Consider the following 15,324-nt stretch of genomic DNA (forward strand, 5'->3'; position numbering starts at 1 on the left):
GTCGGGGCGCCGCAGGCATAAACGGTCGCGTTAAGTTTTTGCCGCTTGCTTGGGCTTGGATGCCCAAAACAAGCTTCCGCAAAAATAGCGACTCCCCGAACATTCCTTGATGTCCTCATATTATTTTAATAATCGATTGAAACCATAGACCAACAATTTGAAATGTCCAATTTATCAATTAGTTGCCACGTAACGCACCAGAGATACGAGGCTATTTTGTTAGTGGTACCACCTCTATACCTGAAAGATTAATTGTCGCTGTTGTGAAGAGTGCTAAAATCTCATGGCACTCCATACCCAACTCCCCAAGGCCACACGCCATGATCCCTCTCGTTCAACCCACCTCATCCGGTCTACTTCAGGCCCTGGAAGATCTCGACAAGGGAATTGTCAGCCACACCAACTGGCTCAAGATGCTACATCGCGCACTGATCTGTGATGATGAGAAGGCCGATGAGAAGGACATCCAGCCCAACGCCCACTGCAACTGCAACTTCGGCCAGTGGTACTACAGCGGTAAACACCCCGAACTTGATGAGATGGAGATCTTTGCCGAGATCGGCCGACAGCACCAGGCCATGCACGACAATGCACGCGAGATCCTCTTGAAAAGTGACCGTGAAGAGCCGATCGTCTTCGAGGACTACGACAGCTTCATCAGCCTTGCGATCGATTTCAAACTCGAGATTCGAAAACTGCAGCAGCAGATCATTGATCAGGTCTGTGTAGTCGACCACCTCACCGGCGCCTGGAATCGTCAGTCGATGACCTCACGCCTGACACAGGAGTATGAGCGGGTGGTGCGTAGCGGTAATAGCTGTTCGATCTGCATGCTCGATATCGATCATTTCAAACAGGTCAACGACACCCACGGCCACGCCGGTGGCGATCAGGTGCTCAAGGGCATTATCGATCGTTGCGTTAAAGAGCTACGCGCCTACGATTCGATCTTCCGCTACGGCGGCGAAGAGTTTCTGCTCTGCCTGCCTGACATCAATCCCGCTGCCGCTCATCCGCTGATTGAGCGACTTCGTATAACCATCGAAGAATCTCCCTTCGAGCTGAATAATGGAAACAGCGTCAAGGTGACCGCCTCATTCGGCATCGCACACATCACCCCTGAGAAAACGCTCGAGGATGTCATCGTTGAGGCCGATCACGCACTGCTCTATGCCAAAAGTCAGGGGCGTAACTGCATCTGCACCTGGAACACCTGACGCCAACTATCGCCATCCGTCAGCAAACCGATTGCCGGCGTAACCCACAAGCACGGGGACATCAGGCCCTTGCATGTGGGTAGAATGGTTTCAACAGCAATCACCAAACAAACCATAAATGCATCCGTCAACAAGGAATCGTTTCGAAGAGGTCGCCCTTTTAATCACCTTCATCATATTCATGATGATTTTGGGTGAGTGGTGGAGCGTCTACGAATTTAATACCGACGAGGGGCTTAACCTGCAAAAGGCCGCACTGGTCAACAGTGGTTATCAGCTCTACAGCGATATCTGGAGCGACCAACCCCCCGTCCTCACCTACATACTTGCAGCCGTTCACGAACTCTTTCCATTTTCAGTCACCGCCGCTCGTACTACGATCCTGCTTTTCTCGGCAGTTCTGTTCATCTCACTATTCCGTATCGTTAGACGCTTCGAGGGTAGAGGTCCAGCACTCGCTGCCGTATCTATTCTTGCTAGCGGCAAACTCTATCTAACACTGAGTGTCTCAGTAATGATTGGATTACCAGCGATCGCACTCACGGTGCTGGCAATCGATATCTTAACCATCAACTCTCCAGCCTCACGATGGATCAGAACCGTCACTGCGGGCATCGTCTACGCACTCGCGTTACAGATAAAACTCTTCGTTGTCACTGCAGCTCCAGCGCTGCTTCTAGCGGCTTGGTTTGCCAAACGAGATGAGAAGGTTAATGGGTATGCCAAGATTGACTCGATTAAGAACAGCATCATATTCATCATCACCCTAATTCTCTCGATCTATACTCCATCGCTACTACTGCACTCATACCATTTCGAACAACTCATCCTGCCGCACACCGCAGCGGCTTCCACAGCGATCTACGCGGAGAGCGGCGGATTTACGGCGCTGCTCACTCATTTATGGAAATCCTCTACAGCAGCCCTCCTCTTCGGCACCATCGGCATCCTGCTCACCACTCTACATTTCAGCCGATCAAGAGCAGTGGCCCTGCTCTGGCTTACCGTCGGCTTCATTGCACTCACAATCCATCGTCCACTCTGGTTTCACCATCCACTGCTTCTGGTCATACCACTTAGCTGGCTTGGTGGAATCGCATTAGCCGACCTACTCAACAGCGGTGGCAGACTAAGAGCTTATAGACCCCCCTATTTTGAAAACCTTGGCCGGTATCGCTTTCTAGTCACCATCGTCATACTCCTCCTCAGCCTCCAGCTCATCGCAAACATCTGGAAAAATATTTGGAAAACCCACAAGGTTTTCAATCAGCAATCATCCAATTACGATCATCATGCCGTGGCACGCCTCAAACTTTTTCTCGACGACACTCAGCAGCTCGTTACCGACCGCCCCATGGATGCCTATCGGGTTGGAAGATTAGTACCACCCGAACTCGCTGTCTGGTCTTCAAAACGCAGAAGCACTCATGCTATTACCGACGAAGATGTACTAAAGATCATCGCCCGCACGCCGGCAACACAGGTCAGTCTGCGACGTTTCGTCCATACCGAAGACTTTCTAAGCCAGATAGAGAAACAGCTCACCCTGACCAGCTCGGTACTCAAGAGCAACAAAGGAAAGAGAGCTTTCCATTTCTCTCCTGTCTCCAGCAAATACCGAACCGCTGATAAAATTCAGGCAGAGCTGAAAGCTGACGACCTTGCCAACAAGCTGCTAAGTAAACTGCCACATGCAAACACTACTGGCGTAGGTGGCCTCTGGCGTATCACTGACAACAAACACTACGACCGACCCAGCTCATCAAAGCCATTACCAGTCCACTCTATTATTAGCCGTCCTGCAGGCTCAGCGCAGGAGGTCGGGAGCTGCCTCATCGCCGCCTGGGAGCAGACGGCTGAAATCACTCTGTTACTTGAAGCGATCAAGATTGGTGAAGCACTGAGTTGCACACAGAGCGTGGGCGGCGGCTGGAAAATATCTGCGCCCTGTACCAGGGAAGATCATGCTCAACCAGATGACAAAAAGACAACCTTTGATGACGGCACGATCACCTCTGCTCTCTACTACGCGCTCAATCTCCATGACGCATTAATCAGCGCCAATCTTCCGATACCCGAATGGTTGCCCACCATGATTGATCGCGGTCTCAATTTCATAGTTAACAAGCAATCAGACGATGGTAGCTGGCCACAGGCACTGCACTCTTCCGGTTACAGCACACTACCCACTCTTAATGATGACGCAATGACGGGCACTATCCGCTTACTTATTCGTGCCAACATTCGTAACCATAACAATCGATATCTTGACGCCGCCCGACGTGCTGGCGACTACCTTCTAAAGGTTCAGGGCCTCAGCACACAAACCGCCTTTGCACAGCAGTACGACACTGATGGAATACCCACCGCTGCCAGAACATTTGAACCCGCCGCCTATGCCTCACTGGAAACGGCTTATGCAATCAACGCCCTGATCGATCTCTACATAGCCACCAGTGATGAACACTACCGTAGCGCGGCTGAGAGGGCAGCGACGTGGTTACGACAAAGCGTTATTGCACCCGAACAGTGGGCTCGTCTCTATGAGGTTGCTAGCAACCGACCACTCTATGCCAGTCGCGCAGGGGAGAGCTTCTATTCAATCGAGCAACTATCCGACGATGAACGTAGTCGTTACCGCTGGATCGGTGGTTATGAAGAGTTTCCAGACATCAAACTTGCACTCGACCGAATGGAGTTATTGAAGCAGGGACGTGAAGCGGTACACACCTATGACGAAGCCTTTGAGAACACGGCACTGCTAGCACTCTCACCCACCGCGAGAGCCTGGTTTGATCCTGAGCGCGCAATAGAGAATCCTCCACCGGACTTTATCTCATCACGACACTACGTTGAAAGCTGTGCCCAGATGATCGGACAACACCGACAGCAGCCGATGCTCCACTCACCGTCGAGCGTACCGTAGCCATTCCACTATTCAGTCTTAGGCTCGATCTCCAACATCGGTTCTGTTCCCTCACCCGCCTTGATCTCGATGTCGCTCTCATGACTGCCACTGCTATTGGATGCGCGCAGTCGATAGGTACCACTATTTAGATGCCAGACCGGTTTGTTGTTTCGGTAATCAATACGACGGTGATTACCGTGTAGATCAGGCTTACTCTCAAACAGGGTGAATGTGATACCACTTGTGATCGGTTCACCATCTTTGATTTTTGCACTCGGTCTCAGGTAACCCGCATCGAGATTGAGTTTGATATCGTTTCCTACACCGGAGTTCATCTCGATTTCCATTTCGGTATAGGCGAGATCGTACTGCGCCTTGAGCAGATATTTTCCTGCGCCGAGATGCCACACCGGCTTGTGTGAGCGGTAGTCGATACGGCGGCGATTACCGTGCAGATCCTGTTTCAGCTCATAGAGACTGAAGGTGACATCCCGCTCGATCGGTTTGCCTTCGGCACTCAGCGCCGCAGTCGGTCGCAGATAGCCACCATTAAGATTGATCGCTGGTTCGGTACCGGTCCCCGGCTTGATTTCGATCTCCGTCTGCGCCGAGATCAGATCATACTGCGCCTTTAGCAGATAGCTTCCCGCACCGAGATGCCAGACAGGCTTGTGCGAGCGGTAGTCGATACGACGTCGGTTACCGTGAATGTCAGTCTTGGTCTCATAGAGTGAGAAGGTAACATCACGCTCGATCGGCTTACCGCCTTCACTCAACATCGCTACCGGTTTGAGATAACCGGTATTAAGATTCAACAGCGGTTCACTGCCCTGAGCAGCTGTGATCTCCACCTCGGTCTCAGCGGCTGACAGATCGTACTGCGCCTTGAGCAGATAACTCCCCTCTCCTATATGCCAGACCGGTTTATGCGAGCGGTAGTCGATACGCTGTCGCGCCCACTTCTCGTTGACCGTATAGATAGTGAAGGTGACATCACGCTCGATCGGCTGGCTGCTCTCACTCAGCACCGCTGCTGGCTTCAGGTAACCCGCCTTGAGATTGAGCTGCGGCTCGGTGCCTTGATTGGCCATGATTTCAATCTCTGTTTCGGTCACTGCCAGGTCGTACTGTGCTTTCAACAGGTAGTTACCCACACCGATATGCCAGACCGGCTTGTGCGAGCGGTAGTCAATACGCTGCCGCGCCCCCTTCTCATTCACCGAATAGATCGTAAAGGTGACATCACGCTCCAGTGGCTGGCTGCTCTCACTCAGACTGGCGACCGGCTTGAGAAAACCCGCATTGAGATTAAGCACTGGCCCACTCTCCTGCTCGGCCATAATATCGACCTCCGTCTCGGCGACGGCAAGATCGTACTGCGCCTTCAACAGGTAGTTACCCGCGCCGATATGCCAGACCGGTTTGTGCGAACGATAGTCGATGCGCTGCCGTGCCCCCTTCTCGTTAACGCTATAGATGGTGAAGGTTACATCGCGCTCCAGCGCTTCACTCCCCTCACTGAGGGTTGCAGAGGGTTTGAGAAGACCGGCATTGAGGTTGAGCATCGGCTCGTTATCCACACCCGCCTCAATCTCAATCTCCACCTCGGCTACGGCAAGGTCGTACTGCGCCTTGAGCAGATAGTGTCCCGCACCGAGGTGCCATACCGGTTTGTGTGAACGGTAATCGATACGACTGCGGTTGCCTCTGGAATCGCGTTTGTAGATGGTGAAGGTGACATCGCGCTCAAGCGCGGCACCTCCCTCGCTCAGGGTTGCGGTCGGTTTTAGGTAAGCCGCGTTTAGTACCAGGGTGTGGTTGGTCGTACCATCGGCTTTCACCTCAACCATTTCAGTCGCACGCGCCAGATCGTACTGCCCCTCAATCACATAGTGACCCGGCTTCACATCGAAGAAGGGGGTACCGGTCGCCTCATGTAGGCGTTTTCCTCTCTTACCGTCCTGCTTCGCCTCGAAGAGACGGAAACGCACATCACGGCTCAGCACCTCACCACCCTCTTCCAGGGTCGCCATCAGTTTCAAACCGGCTGGTCCCGTCTCCTTAGGAGGAGGGGGTGGTGGGGGCGCGGGTTTCGGCTCTGGCTTGGCCTCTACCTTCGGCTCCGGCTTGGGCTCCGGCTTGGGTTCAGGCTTCGGCACTACCTTTGGCTTCGGCTCCGCCCTGGTAACAATCTCAACCGTCTTAACCATCGCATCGTGCAGACCGGCAGCACCGCGTGCCGAGAAGTACTCACCACCGGTATTGTTTGCCAGACACTCCAGCTGGGCACGGTCCCGCTCATCACTGATATCAAAACCGATCACATGGGTAGTGAAGTCGACACCGCTCTTCTCAAGCGCCGTTCCCAGCTCACAGGGATTCATATCGCAGGTCTCACGTCCATCGGAGATCAGGATCACCGTCGCACGCTCTTCGGTATATTTCAGCGCCTCGGCCGCCTGTTTTACAGCGGCGCTGAGTGGCGTCTTCCCCTTGGGATTAATCGCATTGAGCACCTTCATAGCGCGGTCGGGTTCGACCGTCGAGATCGGCACCACCATCTCGATATCACCACAATCACCCTTGCGTCGATGGCCGTAGGTGATGATGCCGAGATCGGTATTACTGTCCCAGTCGTTAAGTAGCCCCTCGATCACCTGTCGTGAGATGTCGATCTTGGTACGCCCCTTGATCTGCCCCCACATGCTGCCAGAGGAGTCGAGCACCATAATCACCTGCTCTCGCTCTGCCGCATTGATCGCAGTTAATTGAAAAGGCAGGGTAATAAGAAGAAGTAGTATCGAGAGGATAGTGCCAATAGTTATTCGCATGATGTGCGCTCCTGCCACTCGCAAGTTCGAGTAGAAATCGATGCAGATCGAATTTTTTGACTATCATTAAGCGTGTTGGGAAGAAGTATAGTTTGTTTATCTGCACCCGCTATGACACCGGGTACAGCGCTTTCGATTCGCTCGGGAGGATGCATGAAACGCTACGTTCAACTCTTCGCTCTACTGCTCGGCATCCTAATCGGCGCTAATGCTGTCGCCGAAGATCCCTTCAAGCCGACCTACTGGACCCTCAAGCTCAAACCACACGATGAGATTCCACTGGCCCAGGTGGCAATGGTCGGCGGCGAGACCTTTCCCGATGAGTACGGCGTCTCCTTCCAACTCCCCACACTCAGCGCCAAACAGCCGGTCGATCTTTTCGTCCACAGCCTGGAGGGCAATCCACTTAAAATCATCGCCTTCAAGAGTGAACCACACGAACCACTGCTAGAGGCCACCACTGGTGGCGACAACACCGCCACCCTCAGCTTCCGTGCCAACGGCCCGATCTATTTTCGCCTCAGCGGTGAGACGGGTAGCCACTACCAGTTGATCCTGGTGGTCGGACCGGAACTGGAGGTTGGTAGTGGTGGTGATTTCATTCCGATGTCACAGGCGACCACCACCGGTGGTGCCCCCGATCAAACCGAAGCACCTGCATCCGCATCGACCACTGCCGACAAAGAAGAGGGGTCTGGACTCAGTAGCGTGATCGTTATCCTGCTGGTACTGATCCTGGTGGCACTCGGTGTGATCGCCTTCGCCCTGTTGCGAGGTAAACGCGGTGCAGCAGCGCTGCTCGGCTGTCTTGTTATTCCTATGGCTGGAGCACCACTCGATAGTGAAGCGGCACCGCCACTCGGCTCAACCCGTGAGTATCAGCAGCGCATCGGCCCCCATCTGGTTGATCGCAGTAGCACCCAGAGCGAGGGGCGAGGTTTCATTCTCGGTGCACAGGATCGCTACAACGGGGTTAAGCAGTTTCACGGCACAGCTGGCCAGATCATCGGCGCTTCACAGGCGCTGGCCAATTTTCTCAAGAAGTACGGTTTCATGGATCCCAACGATGCCGCCGTGCAGCCCAACTACAATCCGCGTGGCACCCCCTCACTCCCGGCCAGCATTCTTGATGATGTACGTGCACCGGGCACCCGCATGATCGAATACCGCTCCATTGCCGATAAGATCGAAAAGGCGCGCCGTCACCTTGAAGGGAATTATGTTGTGAAGAAGGAGACCGAACTCGAGGCGGGCATGATCAACGAACTGGCCGAGGCGGCCTCTGGCTTGAGCCCCTTCGCACAGCTCGCCTGGACGACGATGAAGGCGAATCCAAAAACCAGCTTCAACGTCTCAGCGGCGAACTTCTACAAGAAGTATGACGCCGGTCAGGAGAGTGGACTCAACTACCTCAACGATGCGCTCAAAGAGATGGGGGCGTTTGAAGCGAAGTACTACGGCTATCAGAACTGGTACGTCTACCACGGCCTGCCGTTTCACCAGTTTATGAGCATGCGTTACATTCGGCCCGATCGATAGGCACTACAATGAGAGAACAACGGACTCACAGATTATCGAACGCTCATTCTGCGCCGATACTCAACCAGCCGCTCACCAATGGAGGCACTGCCCGATAGCTGGTAGGCGATCGACATCAATCGATAACTCGCTGCAATATCTGAAGACTCCAGCGCTATCGCCGCATCCCTGAGGTCCTCCACTTTCAATCCTGAGAGTGGCGCGATGGCCGTTAGGATATGTTCGATCGCACTGTTCACCGAATCCTCACTCCACCGATCACCCGGCTGCTCCGGGTAGATGGAGAAGTCATCATTGAAGAGATCCTCTTGCACGGATGTGATGGCAAACTCCCTGTTCAACATCCTGTTTGAATCGACATATCGCGCATAGAAGGCCTTCGCCTCCGCAGCACTGGGTAACGACCTTCCTCTATTATCCAGCATGCTCCTGATGCGACTGGAGAGTTCGCAGTTTGGCAACGTCGCATTGAGCAGATGCCCCACCTTCGTTCTCTCAAACCCCAACGAGCGATTTTCCCTGACGGATTTAAGGTCGGCACTCTCTGCCATACCGAGCAGGGTAAAGAAATCGGTCACCGCTTCACCCCCTTCAAGCAGGTCTGGTTCAAATACTCGAATCGACAGATTCTCAGCGCCGAACACCTCCGCCCACATCGACACCCGCTTGTAGTAGTTCAGATATTCATCGTAATGATCTCTACTTAGCGGAATCGCAAACGCATCCCCCGAGTAGTAGGCGCTGGCCGCGTTGTGTCTATTTTTTGAACCCTGTTGATGGTGTGAGATCACCTGCCGGTCCTGGCGCCGCAGATAGACAATGACCTGCACCCTATCAAAATAGCGCCGACACTCTCGACCGATTCGCTTAACCTCATCAATAGAGAAGACCCAGGAGAAATTCTCCGCCGACATCACCACATCGCCAGGGAGTTCTGCCAACCTTTCGGCGAGACGCTGCAGATTCGACACCCTGACACCACGCCCACTTTGTAACTCATCGCGCAGGTCCGCAGCCGAAACCCATGCATTCGATGTGTTACCCGAGGGGATCAACTCGCCCTGCTGATTTTCAGAAAAGAGACTCAGACCCTGACCGGCAAGATTGTCTCGATTCTGAAACAGCGCCTGTTGAATGGAGGATGAACCGGTTTTGTGGCTGCCAATGTGGAGGTAGAGCGTTTTCATACGGAAAATTTAATCTGTGGATACAACGTTGTGAGCGGACGATCGCAGGAGGACAACGATAGCCTCAGGGATCACTAAGCTGCCATTTTATGCTGACCGGGCCGACTCTACCAAACGCATCAGTGCACTATCGACACGCCGCGTGAAGCGTTTGATGCGAGGCGCTTCGACCTTCTCACAGTTATACAACGAGAGAAACTGCAGGCGGCTATTTTTGGCACAGGTACTTAGCAGTGCAATCTTTATAATTCGCTTCACCGGCTGCCACATCAGAAACCGATCGACCCACCAGGGCGAACCGAGTGTGGTTACCACCAGTACTTCGCGAAGATTATCGAGTCGTGGTTTGATTGGGCCGTAGTCGCTGGCATGGTCGTAGGCGATTCCGGGCGCCCATACACGATCGAACCAACCTTTGAGGATTGCCGGAAAACCGAACCACCAGGTAGGGAAGAGCAGCACCAACGCCTCGGCGCTCTGCAACCGCTTCACCTCAGCCTCGACTGCCGAGCTGTCGTAACGTGCTGTGTAGTAGCTGCTACGTTCCTGGGCTGTCAGTGCGGGACTAAAACCCTCGGCATAGAGATCCTCAACCACCACCTCATGACCCGCCTCTACCAGCTGAACGATAATGCGTCGACCCAGATGCGTTGAGAGACTATCGGCCAGCGGGTGGGCAGTAACGAGCAGCGTTTTTATTTTCTTCTCTCTTTGAGCTCACATTCGATCTGCATAAATCCGGCTGCATGACTTTGTCACTGCTTAAGTTTGAGATGTGTGTGATCACCCATCGGACCAAACAGCGGAATACCACCGCCCAGGATAATCGGCATCAGTGATATTGGGGTATGTGTCAGCAGCGATTTTTCGACGAATGAAGCTGCCAGACTGCCGCCACCCACCAACCAGAGATGTTTAATGCCCTGATCACGTGCCGCCTCGACAACGGCCTCAGGTAACTTCTCGTTCTGGAGGTTTGCCCCTTCACTCGGCTCAACATCACCACACGTACAGACCCACGTCGGCTTGTCACCGTAGGGCCACGCACCGAATGATTTAATTATCTCGTAGGTCTTGCGCCCCATCACCAGACCATCGACTGTGGAGAAGAAGCTCTCATAACCGCTATCTTCCATCGAGATATCGAGCTCTTCTAACCACGACACATCGCCATCACTCTTGGCGATATAACCATCAACACTCGAGGCGGCATAGTAGGTGACCTTCAAATCTCTCTCACCATCAATCAATGCCTGCAACAGAGATTATCTCCGCAACCGCTACGTCCTTACGCAGCGCACGTGCAGCGGTGTAATCATCGGAATGGTAGAAATCGTTGGCTGCCTGCAACGAGGGAAACTCTATTATGATAATTCGACGCGCCTCATTTGGTCCCTCAAGCGAGTTTACCTCACCCCCTCGCGCCAGAAATTTTCCCTGGTGCTTCTCAACAATTGATGGCGCCACAGCCTGATAGCTTGTTAACTGCGAGGGATCAGACGCCTCAATTCGAATCACAACGTATCCTGCCACACTGCTCCTCCTGTTAAATATCAATCTATATGTAAAACAGTCGGCTTTATCTTCACTATTTCAATGACCGTTACACTCAAAATAGATTAGCCAGAGCCCCTTTTAACGATCTTCAATAAAGACTATCCGTAATTGGCAACTGCCATAACAACCTTTAACTCACTATCATCAATTTCCAAAGAGAATGGAATCGATAGAGTGAAATCATCGAGACCAACTCCGTTCAGCACCGACTTAATTTCATCTTCTGTAAAACCAATCCCCTCATCACTACCCTTTACCCAATCCCACTGAACAAAATATGCGCCCTCTCTCATCAACTGTTTCAGCAGGCGAACCGTGTCTGGATAATCGGGAACAAAGGCTAGCACTGATGAGGCGACTATTAGATCAAACTTGGGTGTGAGCAGTTCATGGCCATCGATTAGGTCCTGGCTTAGCTCTGAAGTTATCGTGCTTACATTCTCTATACACTTTTCATTAAGCACGTCGATCATTTTTTCCGATGGATCGATTGAAACAACCGTACCTGCTTGCTCAGCCAATTTACTGCTCAACAAGCCTGTTCCGCAGCCAAAGTCTAAAGCCCGACAATCCTCTATCTCTATGCGATCGATCAACGACTGATAGGCCTTCTCTGCATAGGCAATAACTGACGCATTACTATCCCAGCCATTCGCATAGTCGTCCCAGCTTTCACTCATTCTTGAAGCACACTCTTCTTTTGTAATAATGATTCAGTCATGCCTGACTAGTGAGCGTTTTTCTCAATCCATGCCAACGCATCATCACGACTTTTAAATGACTCTGTCTTAAAAACAGACTCCACATTCGCCTGCCAAAGGCTGGTCAGACTGAACTGGAGGCTCTCCGATTCAATGATCGCAAATACAATGTTTGGATTGACCTTCGCCGCCGCTTTGTCGAGTTCCGCAAGCGCCTCAATCTCGAATGCCGAAACGTTGTACTCGGTACATTTCGATTTATCGATGATCTGGTACCTCTGTTTGTGCAGCGTCTCCTCGCCGTAGACCCTCTTCTGCACATCAAGGATCTCACTGCCCGTCACAACACCTGTCCCGACCACCACCACACCCTCGCCACCATCAAGAACAACAACATCTACGGCCATAAACGTTTCACCACCTGTTCATATTCAAAGCAAACAATAATTCCAATCCAGCTCAATAGGAGATCGACGGCATTCTACGAATATATCGGTCATCAACCAGCTGCTTCAACATAAAGTCAGCCACATCGGCCCGTGAGATTTTAGCGCTAATTCTCCTGCCATCCGCCCTCATGCCATGCCAGTAGGAGTCCGTCAAACCCCCGTTGGTCAACGCACCGGCTCGAACTATAATCCACTCCAATCCACTCTCACGGATATGCGCTTCCTGAAGCTCATGATCATCGTAAACACCACGCAACGCCAGGGGAGTAATGAGGTATTTATACTTTAGCGGCAGTAGAGGCTCACTATCCCCACAGCCCAATGCAGATAGCGAGACCAAACGGTTTACACCCTGTTTAACCATGGCATCGATCACCGTTTTTGTCCCATGACCACGTAGTTTCTCCTTGCTCCTGACCGGGGCACCCAATGAGAACATGACCGCATCCTGCCCCTCGACTGCACTCTCAACCTCAGCACTATCTCTGACATCACCTTTCACGACCCTGAAAGCCGGGTGATCGATCTTGATCTTGTCGGGATTGCGAGCAAATGCAGTCACTTCATGACCTCTTGCTAGCGCCTGAGCGACCAACTGTCGTCCTGAACCACCTGTAGAACCAATAATTGTCAGCTTCATCTCTACCTCCCGACCCGTCTTTACTGCACAAGCCATCTATTAACTTGACACCATGTCAATTGACACAGTGTCAAGTATTGGATACGGTTTACACTATGTCAAGTGAAAAGCCAGATACCCGAGAACAGATCCTCCAGGCGACCTGGAAGTTGATGGAGCAGCGCGTCGGCAAGAGCATCGGCATGAGCGATGTCGCCAAGGCCACCGGCATCTCGCGGCAGGCGGTCTATCTCCACTTCTCGTCACGAACCGAGCTGATGATCGCCACCTCAAATTATGTGGATGAGGTCAAAGGCCTTAACCAACGTCTCAGCCAGTTCGAGAAGGCCAAAACGGGTCTCGAGATGATGGATGCCTGCGTCGAGGTGTGGGGAGAGTTCATGCCGGAAATCTACGGCATCGCCAAGGCGCTGCTCAGCACTAGAGATACCGATCAGGCCACCGCAGCCGCCTGGAATAACAACATGCGCTGCCTACGTGACTACTGTCGTGCTGCAATCGATAGGTTAGACGATGAAGGCAAACTGGCGCCTGAGTGGAGCCGAGAAGAGGCGACCGAGATATTCTGGACCCTGATATCGATCAACAACTGGGAGCAACTAACCATCGAGTGTGGTTGGTCAAACGAGAAGTACATTGAGCGGATGAAAGCGCTGATTAACCGAACCCTGGTTAATAGCCCCCACTGATTTACCTGATCAACGATCGCTAGCGCTGATCAAGCTCATCCTTACTGGCCCTGCAGAGTTTACTGACCACCAATTCATACGATCGATTGGCCAGATCAATCAACATCGCCTCCGGCACCTCTCCAGTCAGCGACACGGTGATCCAGTGATTCTTATTCATATGGTAACCCGGCACGATCGAGTCAAACTGACTCACCAAAACCTCGCAATCGGGTGGTGAACATTTCAGCGTAACCCGAGGGGGTTCCTCTGCCTCTGTTACCAGTGCAAACATCTTTCCCATGACCTTGAAGACCAACGCCTCTGGGCCAAAGGGATAACTACTCTCAGCACCTTTAAGAGATATCAGATGATGCGCTAGCGTCTCACTATTCATTCATCGCCCGATGAGATTAGAGTTCGAATCTTTTAAACACGCCACACCCTTGATTGATTACTCTTGGAGAGCAATGACTGCCATTTTCATCGTGCTTTCAAATGATTCTGCGCCCGCAATAAATAGACCATTATGGCAAAACATGGCGTCATCAATACCGGTTACTTCCTGAAGCGCATCATCGGATAGACCCGCCCATGATTTAGGCAGCGATTTTCTATCCTCGAATGAATCCTTCTCAACCGGTACCGTTTGTATCCGCCACTGGCCAGTCTGGGATGGGTAGACCATATACAAAGCCTCTTCAGACAGGGCGAGAACCGTCTTTTTCCATGGTGTGTATTTCTCCAGCACAATCACTCTCGGGTCTTCGGCATCATCGATGGCTTTAGCCACGATCGCTTTGGCACTAATTCCACCGTTTGCCGATGCGACAAAGCGAGCCAGGACACGCGATGCAAACTCTACCGCCTCATCAAAGCAGGCATCGAACGAACCCTCTTCTTGCCAGGTCGGATTAAACATAGAGATAGTCTGGCTAAGGGTAATGCCTTTAGTGGCAGCCTCGGCATGACCACAGTCGATGGCATCAATATTTGACACCAGACCTGAATCAACGCCATTTGCCACATCCTGATTACCCTGACAGATCTCCAGGCCATACTTCTGCCAGATCAAGCCAAATGATGAGTAGGGAATACCGTTTTCGCGCTCTCCTGCACCACCACGCTGATGATGGTCAAAACGGTCTCTATCGGGGTCATGTTCACCACCCACATCAACCACAACATCTGCCTTAGCGATAACATCCTGATCACGTGTGCGAATGAGTGTAGAAGAGGGATAAATGAACTTGAGAGCAGCGATACTGAAAACATCATCTGCATGATAATTACCGTTGTGAGTCGCTATGATTTTATCAGTCATCTGCTCTGCGTCGCTTTAGGATTGGATATAGGGATGTGCCCGTAAAACTCTGGATACTGAAATATCTAGACAGGCAATAAGTGACGGCGGATTCTATACGAAGATAGCCAACAAAAATAGCAGCCATTCAACAACCAATACTTAACGCGTACACGGACATAAACTGAAGAGACTCGGTTTCAGGGTAGGTCAATCAACTTACGTTGAGGCTCCCCCGGTTTAACGGATGAATTAATTAAGAGGCACACTTTGCCTCGTATTCTGCAGGACTTACATACCCCAAGTACGAGTGACGCCTGCGTC

At 52.1% G+C, this 15,324-nt stretch carries 14 protein-coding genes; 4 read left to right on the forward strand and 10 right to left on the reverse strand.

The genetic code is table 11. From position 1 onward, the window contains the following. The first annotated feature begins 320 nt into the window (after positions 1-320). Both BOW52_RS13870 and BOW52_RS13875 read left to right on the forward strand, forming a co-directional pair. Positions 321-1,217: a diguanylate cyclase gene (locus BOW52_RS13870; protein ID WP_078484675.1), complete on the forward strand. Its 897-nt coding sequence runs from the start codon at positions 321-323 to the stop codon at positions 1,215-1,217. Between the two features lie 118 nt (positions 1,218-1,335). Next, positions 1,336-4,143: a pectate lyase gene (locus BOW52_RS13875; RefSeq protein WP_078484676.1), complete on the forward strand. Its 2,808-nt coding sequence runs from the start codon at positions 1,336-1,338 to the stop codon at positions 4,141-4,143. Between the two features lie 8 nt (positions 4,144-4,151). Here the strand turns inward: BOW52_RS13875 and BOW52_RS13880 are convergent, their stop codons facing one another. Next, a complete protein-coding gene (locus tag BOW52_RS13880; RefSeq protein ID WP_078484677.1) occupies positions 4,152-6,956 on the reverse strand; it encodes a vWA domain-containing protein in 2,805 nt (934 codons plus the stop codon). Between the two features lie 153 nt (positions 6,957-7,109). Here BOW52_RS13880 and BOW52_RS13885 point away from each other — a divergent pair, with 153 nt between their 5' ends. Continuing rightward, complete coding sequence (locus BOW52_RS13885; protein ID WP_078484678.1) at positions 7,110-8,495, forward strand: hypothetical protein; 1,386 nt, start codon at positions 7,110-7,112, stop codon at positions 8,493-8,495. 32 nt (positions 8,496-8,527) lie between these two features. Here BOW52_RS13885 and BOW52_RS13890 read toward each other — a convergent pair whose 3' ends face one another. The 7 genes from BOW52_RS13890 to BOW52_RS13920 all read right to left on the reverse strand — a co-directional run bounded on the left by BOW52_RS13890 (position 8,528) and on the right by BOW52_RS13920 (position 13,029). Next, positions 8,528-9,682: a hypothetical protein gene (locus BOW52_RS13890; RefSeq protein ID WP_078484679.1), complete on the reverse strand. Its 1,155-nt coding sequence runs from the start codon at positions 9,680-9,682 to the stop codon at positions 8,528-8,530. Positions 9,683-9,769: 87 nt separating this feature from the next. After that, on the reverse strand, positions 9,770-10,381 hold the full coding sequence (locus tag BOW52_RS13895; RefSeq protein WP_078484680.1) for an NAD(P)H-dependent oxidoreductase: 612 nt from the start codon (positions 10,379-10,381) through the stop codon (positions 9,770-9,772). Positions 10,382-10,437: 56 nt separating this feature from the next. Continuing rightward, a complete protein-coding gene (locus tag BOW52_RS13900) occupies positions 10,438-10,911 on the reverse strand; it encodes a dihydrofolate reductase family protein (RefSeq protein ID WP_078484681.1) in 474 nt (157 codons plus the stop codon). Between the two features lie 13 nt (positions 10,912-10,924). Continuing rightward, entirely contained in the window at positions 10,925-11,215 is a 291-nt protein-coding gene (locus tag BOW52_RS13905) for a DUF1330 domain-containing protein (protein WP_172840356.1), read from the reverse strand. 122 nt (positions 11,216-11,337) lie between these two features. Next, entirely contained in the window at positions 11,338-11,919 is a 582-nt protein-coding gene (locus BOW52_RS13910) for a class I SAM-dependent DNA methyltransferase (protein WP_078484683.1), read from the reverse strand. A 47-nt stretch (positions 11,920-11,966) separates the two neighbouring features. Continuing rightward, positions 11,967-12,347 carry a hypothetical protein gene (locus tag BOW52_RS13915; protein WP_078484684.1) on the reverse strand — a complete coding sequence of 127 codons (381 nt, stop codon included), beginning with the start codon at positions 12,345-12,347 and terminating at the stop codon, positions 11,967-11,969. A gap of 52 nt (positions 12,348-12,399) precedes the next feature. Then, positions 12,400-13,029, reverse strand: a complete 630-nt coding sequence (locus BOW52_RS13920; protein WP_078484688.1) for an NAD(P)-dependent oxidoreductase — start codon at positions 13,027-13,029, stop codon at positions 12,400-12,402. 95 nt (positions 13,030-13,124) lie between these two features. Between BOW52_RS13920 and BOW52_RS13925 the strand changes: the two genes are divergently transcribed. Beyond that, positions 13,125-13,718 (forward strand): TetR/AcrR family transcriptional regulator, encoded by a 594-nt coding sequence (locus BOW52_RS13925; protein ID WP_078484685.1) that lies wholly within the window; start codon positions 13,125-13,127, stop codon positions 13,716-13,718. 19 nt (positions 13,719-13,737) lie between these two features. On the opposite strand, the gene BOW52_RS13930 is transcribed toward BOW52_RS13925, so the two are convergent. Together BOW52_RS13930 and BOW52_RS13935 are read right to left on the reverse strand one after the other, a co-directional pair. Beyond that, positions 13,738-14,094 carry an MmcQ/YjbR family DNA-binding protein gene (locus tag BOW52_RS13930; protein WP_078484686.1) on the reverse strand — a complete coding sequence of 119 codons (357 nt, stop codon included), beginning with the start codon at positions 14,092-14,094 and terminating at the stop codon, positions 13,738-13,740. Positions 14,095-14,151: 57 nt separating this feature from the next. Then, complete coding sequence (locus BOW52_RS13935) at positions 14,152-15,021, reverse strand: MYG1 family protein (protein WP_078484687.1); 870 nt, start codon at positions 15,019-15,021, stop codon at positions 14,152-14,154. Between the last annotated feature and the right edge of the window lie 303 nt (positions 15,022-15,324).

The organism is Solemya pervernicosa gill symbiont, assembly GCF_002020875.1.
Lineage (GTDB): Bacteria > Pseudomonadota > Gammaproteobacteria.

What these genes read in the sequence shown, in the direction of transcription:
- BOW52_RS13870 (WP_078484675.1), top strand. Translation starts at nt 321, where the DNA reads ATGATCCCTCTCGTTCAACCCACCTCATCCGGTCTACTTCAGGCCCTG.
- BOW52_RS13875 (WP_078484676.1), top strand. Translation starts at nt 1,336, where the DNA reads ATGCATCCGTCAACAAGGAATCGTTTCGAAGAGGTCGCCCTTTTAATC.
- BOW52_RS13880 (WP_078484677.1), bottom strand. Translation starts at nt 6,956, where the DNA reads ATGCGAATAACTATTGGCACTATCCTCTCGATACTACTTCTTCTTATT.
- BOW52_RS13885 (WP_078484678.1), top strand. Translation starts at nt 7,110, where the DNA reads ATGAAACGCTACGTTCAACTCTTCGCTCTACTGCTCGGCATCCTAATC.
- BOW52_RS13890 (WP_078484679.1), bottom strand. Translation starts at nt 9,682, where the DNA reads ATGAAAACGCTCTACCTCCACATTGGCAGCCACAAAACCGGTTCATCC.
- BOW52_RS13910 (WP_078484683.1), bottom strand. Translation starts at nt 11,919, where the DNA reads ATGAGTGAAAGCTGGGACGACTATGCGAATGGCTGGGATAGTAATGCG.
- BOW52_RS13915 (WP_078484684.1), bottom strand. Translation starts at nt 12,347, where the DNA reads ATGGCCGTAGATGTTGTTGTTCTTGATGGTGGCGAGGGTGTGGTGGTG.
- BOW52_RS13920 (WP_078484688.1), bottom strand. Translation starts at nt 13,029, where the DNA reads ATGAAGCTGACAATTATTGGTTCTACAGGTGGTTCAGGACGACAGTTG.
- BOW52_RS13925 (WP_078484685.1), top strand. Translation starts at nt 13,125, where the DNA reads ATGTCAAGTGAAAAGCCAGATACCCGAGAACAGATCCTCCAGGCGACC.
- BOW52_RS13930 (WP_078484686.1), bottom strand. Translation starts at nt 14,094, where the DNA reads ATGAATAGTGAGACGCTAGCGCATCATCTGATATCTCTTAAAGGTGCT.
- BOW52_RS13935 (WP_078484687.1), bottom strand. Translation starts at nt 15,021, where the DNA reads ATGACTGATAAAATCATAGCGACTCACAACGGTAATTATCATGCAGAT.